Source organism: Pleionea mediterranea, assembly GCF_003148745.1.
Lineage (GTDB): Bacteria > Pseudomonadota > Gammaproteobacteria > Enterobacterales > Kangiellaceae > Pleionea > Pleionea mediterranea.
The window spans coordinates 1-1122 of record NZ_QGGU01000032.1 but is presented as its reverse complement, the minus strand read 5'-3'; the positions used below and the strand labels follow the sequence as shown (position 1 = coordinate 1122).

The window sequence follows — 1122 nt, the reverse complement described above, 5'->3', positions numbered from 1 at the left end:
CTGGAACTTCTTCAATAATATCCCCCATTACAAAACCACCATCCTCAACAAACACTAAGTTTTGAAGCACACGCTTTCTAAGCTTGAGTACTTTAACCTGTTGTTCTAAAGGCAGACTTCGTATATAGGCAAGTGGCTTTTCAGGCACACCATCATAGCTGACACCATGCTTTTCCAGTTCTGCTTCAATCTCCGTTTGGCACGCTGATAGCAAGGAGAGTGAAATAGCTATAGCAATTAAATTCCGTTTCATTATTTATACTTTATTGGTTGTTAGGCTTGGTTAGAAATTATAACATTTTTAAAACCCAAGTTATAAAACCAGAATGAAGTTTGTGAACTCTTTCATAGTTTGATAGGCAGACTTTTAGACTTATCTTGCTATAACCATAATTTATGAGGAAAAGTCTCATCCCCTATTGCGGATAGTAAAACCAGTTTTTATCGATATACTACGGAGTTTTCGAATAAGTAAAGTGGAGTAGGCTTCGTTCGATATCTAATCAACTAAAACAGCTCATGCCAGATCTGACAGCTGCACGTTTTGAATTCGGCAGTTTCAGATTCAATTAACCGAGTTAATTTTTTATCCAGTCTTCGTAAATAAGTTTTTGTTTGGCAGAAACTTATTTACGAGATTATTTGAATGACTGGGGGGACAGCCGACGACTCAACCATTGATATGTCGAATCACCAAGTTCAGCAGCCAAAGTTGCAGGAAAAAGTAAACAGCTTATTGCGCGCCCATGATTGAAGACTTGATAGGACTCGTAGAATTAACCCCACATCGAATTCCCTCACCACTACCTGTGTTTAAGGGTTTTCTATAAGCTCTATCGAAGATATTAATTGCCGTTTCATGATCACTCAATCCACCTCCTCCTCTTGAAACCTTGTAGCGACGCACCCCTTCTAAGTCATACACTGGATTTTTGATTGGGCTGTTCTCATAAAACCCACTACTGAAAGAATCCAATACCCACTCTGGCACATTCCCTGACATATCATAAACACCCAAGGGATTTGATGGAAAACTTCCAGGAGGCTTCGTTCCATATACTTCATGATCTTTAACATTCCGACCATAATCGATCTCACCATTATCAGTTGCAAATTGAACTG

2 protein-coding genes are annotated in these 1122 nt (G+C 38.9%); both read right to left on the bottom strand.

Annotated features, from left to right (window positions below):
• Positions 1-253 (bottom strand): hypothetical protein (locus tag C8D97_RS17980; RefSeq protein WP_210204999.1); only part of this gene is annotated, 253 nt, incomplete at its 3' end.
• Positions 254-733: 480 nt separating this feature from the next.
• Positions 734-1122 (bottom strand): formylglycine-generating enzyme family protein (locus C8D97_RS17975; protein WP_146196188.1); only part of this gene is annotated, 389 nt, incomplete at its 5' end.